Source organism: Hyphomonas sp., from assembly GCF_013823385.1.
Taxonomy (GTDB): domain Bacteria; phylum Pseudomonadota; class Alphaproteobacteria; order Caulobacterales; family Hyphomonadaceae; genus Hyphomonas.
Map to the genome: position 1 here is coordinate 1 of NZ_PNMA01000085.1, position 3,621 is coordinate 3,621.

Below are 3,621 nucleotides of genomic sequence, written 5' to 3' on the forward strand. Positions count from 1 at the left end.
CCCCACCACATGACGCGGATCATGGCCCCGCAGCGCCCGGCGGCGCGGACTTGCGCCACGGCGCGCCCGAGCTGCCAGATCAGCACCGGCCAGAAGAACGGGTGCACGAACGCAAAATATTGCGCGAGCGCGGGTTCCTTTCTGAGGCGGGCGAGACTGAACATGCGCCCAGAATACGCCGGGCGCGGGAGGGGGTGGACAAGGTTTGGGGGGATTTTTTGTAAGGGGTTGAGGGGATTGGGGATTTTGGTTGAGCTTGGGGGAGAATTTGTTGGATAGGCGGGGGATCGCTGAGAGGGGCCCCACCCCCACCCTCCCCATTTCATGGGGAGGGGGCGCGTTGCTCTGGGGGGAGAGGAAAGTATTCCGGTGGCGGAACCTGCCCCCTCCCCGCCCCGCGGGGAGGGATGGGGTGGGGTGGCTTGCGGGAGATAAAGTCAGCTCAGCGGCGCGGAATAGCGGCGCTGGGCTTCGGCGAGGAAGGCGGTGAGGATGCGGTCGACCGCCAGATCGTGATTGGCGGCGGCGAGGAAGGCGATGACGGGGTTGCGGAATTCGTAATTGATTTCGAGGGAAACGTCCGAGGCGCCCGCGACGCTTTCGGTGATGCGCCATTCGGCGAAGAGTTTGCGGAACGGGCCGCGCACGAGGGAAGCGGTGACGCGGGCGGCGGGCTCGTCGGCGACGACGCGGGTGGTGAAGCGCTCCGTGAACCCCTTGAAGCCGACGACGACTTCACCGAGGCATTCCTGCACGCCGGGGCCGGCTTCGCGCACGTCTGACACGCGCAGGGCGGTGATCCATTTTATGAAGTCCGGATAGCGGGCAATATCAGCCACCAGCGCAAAGCACTGGGCCGGCCCATAGGGCACGCGCATCGTCTTGGTGAAACGCGGCATGCCTTATGCCTTGCGGGCGGCGAGATGGGCTTCGCGCGCGGCGCGCAGCTGGGCGAAGTCTTCCCCCGCATGGTGGCTGGAGCGCGTCAGCGGGCTCGCCGAGACCATCAGGAAGCCCTTGGCGCGGGCGATCTCTTCATACGCCTTGAATTCTTCCGGCGGCACGAAACGGTCAATCGCGGCATGTTTGCGCGTAGGCTGAAGATACTGGCCGATGGTGATGAAATCGACGCCGGCCGAGCGCATGTCGTCCATCACCTGCATCACTTCTTCCTTCGTCTCGCCGAGGCCGACCATCAGGCCGGACTTGGTGAACTGGGAAGGATCGCGGTCCTTCACCTTCTGCAGCAGGCGGAGGGAATGGAAATAGCGCGCGCCGGGGCGGATGGAGAGATAGAGGCGCGGCACGGTTTCGAGGTTGTGGTTGAACACATCGGGCCTGGCATCAATGACGCGGCTTTCCCAGCCATCCTTGCGCAGGAAATCCGGCGTGAGGATTTCGATCGTCGTGTTCGGGGCGGCCGCGCGGATGGCGTTGATCGTGTTGACGAAGTGCATCGCGCCGCCGTCTTCCAGATCGTCCCGGTCCACCGAGGTGATGACGACATGGGAGAGGCCCATCTCGGCGACGGCCTCGGCCACGCGGCGGGGCTCGTCCGCGTCCACGCCGGGCTTTGGCTTGCCGGTGGCGACATTGCAGAAGGAGCAGGCGCGGGTGCAGACCTCTCCCAGGATCATCATCGTGGCGTGCTTCTTGTCCCAGCACTCGCCGATATTGGGGCAGCCAGCCTCTTCACAGACGGTGACGAGGCCCTTCGACTTCACGATATTGCGCGTCTCGGCATAGCCCTCCGAGGTGGGCGCCTTGACCCGGATCCAGTCCGGCTTGCGCAGCACGGGCGTATCGGGCCGGGCCTGTTTTTCGGGGTGGCGAGGGCGCGGGGCGCCGGACTTCGTGTCGATGAGGTTGGCCATGGCCGGAAAATGGCCCTTCTGCGCGATTCCATCAAGCGGAACCCTGTGCAGACGACCCATGCACCGGCGGCTGGACACTGGCAATAACTGTTGCAGATATGACGCAACATGACAGAATATTACACAAATCGGCAAAGACCGGAACGATTCAGGGCGGAAACCTATGCAGCAATCCATCCAGCCTCTGGTGCCCGCACCGCTTGACTACAGGCCGCAGCGCACCCGGACTGACGTATTCTCCGCGCTTCTTCGCGCCTCGCGCGAGTTTGGCGGGAACAAGGTGATCCTCGTCGATGGGGACGAGCGGGAGCTGACCTATAAGGACATCATCAAGGGCGCCTTTGCCCTCGGCTCGGCCCTGAAGAAAGGCACCAAGAAGGGCGACGCGGTGGCCATCATGCTGCCCTCGGGCGCCGGATCGGTGATCGCCTTCTATGCCCTGTCGGCCTATGGCCGCGTGCCCGCGATGCTGAATTTCACCGCCGGGGCGAAGAACCTCAAGGCGGCGCTGAAGGCGGCGAAAGTGTCGCGCATCGTGACGGCGCACAAATTCGTGGAGCTGGGCGGGCTCGACGCGCTGGTGGCCGATCTCTCCAAGGTGGCGGAGATTGTCTATCTGGAGGATGTGCGGGAGAATTTGTCGCTGGGCAACAAGCTGTCGGCGGTGGCCGGGATGCTGCTGCCGGGGCTGGTGGCGGCGGGGCCGAGCCACAAGAAACCTGGCGTGATCCTCTTCACCTCCGGCACCGAGGGCGAGCCCAAGGGCGTGGTGCTGAGCCATGAGAATGTGATGGCGAATGTCGAGCAGGTGCGCGCGCATATCGGGCTTGGTCCGGATACGGATGTATTGTTCAACCCGCTGCCGACATTCCACTGCTTTGGCCTGACGGTGGGCGCAGTGTTGCCGCTGGTGGCGGGGATCAAGGTGCTGTTCCACCCCTCCCCGCTGCAGCCGAAGGAAATCGTGCGGCGCATCAAGGAGAGCAAGGCGACGATCCTCTTGGCGACCGACACCTTCATTTCGCAATATGCCCGCACCGCGAGTGACGGGGACATGGACTCCATCCGTCTCGCCGTATGCGGGGCCGAGCGCGTGAAGGACGAGACGCGGGCCTATGTGCGGCGCAAGTTCAATATCGAGATCCTGGAAGGCTATGGGGTGACCGAAAGCTCGCCCGTGGCAGCGGCGAACAAATGGGAAGATAACCGTCCGGGTACGGTGGGCGTGCTGATGGCGGACATTGAGGCGCGGCTGGTGCCGGTGGAGGGCATTCCCGATGGCGGGCGCCTGCACATTAAGGGACCGAACGTGATGATGGGCTATGTGCGCGCGTCCAATCCCGGCGTGATCGAGCGGCTGATCGATGGCTGGCATGATACCGGCGATATCGTCAACATCGACGAGGACGGGTTCATCCGCATCCTTGGCCGGGTGAAGCGGTTTGCCAAGATCGGCGGAGAGATGGTGTCGCTGGCGGTGGTGGAGAATTGCGCGGCGGCCGTGTGGCCTGACAATATGCACGCCGCCGTGACCCTGCCCGACCCGAAGAAGGGCGAGCAGGTGATCCTGCTGACCGATGCGCCGGGGGCAACCCGCGACCCGATCCTCGCCTGGGCGCAGAACCATGGCGTTCCGGAGATTTCCGTGCCGCGCCGGGTGTTCCGTGTAGACGCAATTCCCGTGCTGGGCACCGGCAAGGTGGATTACGGCGCGGTGCGGATCGAGGCCGAGCGGCTGATGAATGAC

Annotated in this window: 3 protein-coding genes; 1 reads left to right on the forward strand and 2 read right to left on the reverse strand. The window is 64.4% G+C overall.

The window, feature by feature from the left end; all coding sequences use genetic code 11:
* Window positions 1-437: 437 nt before the first annotated feature.
* Together C0456_RS19745 and lipA are read right to left on the reverse strand one after the other, a co-directional pair.
* The gene (locus tag C0456_RS19745) at window positions 438-899 is read right to left on the reverse strand and encodes a type II toxin-antitoxin system RatA family toxin (protein ID WP_291056158.1); all 462 of its coding nucleotides are present in this window, start codon (window positions 897-899) and stop codon (window positions 438-440) included.
* A gap of 3 nt (window positions 900-902) precedes the next feature.
* Window positions 903-1,874, reverse strand: coding sequence for a lipoyl synthase (gene lipA, locus C0456_RS19750; protein ID WP_291056161.1), 972 nt, complete (start codon window positions 1,872-1,874; stop codon window positions 903-905).
* 163 nt (window positions 1,875-2,037) lie between these two features.
* Here lipA and C0456_RS19755 point away from each other — a divergent pair.
* On the forward strand, window positions 2,038-3,621 hold a 1,584-nt coding region (locus tag C0456_RS19755), incomplete at its 3' end, for an AMP-binding protein (protein WP_291056164.1).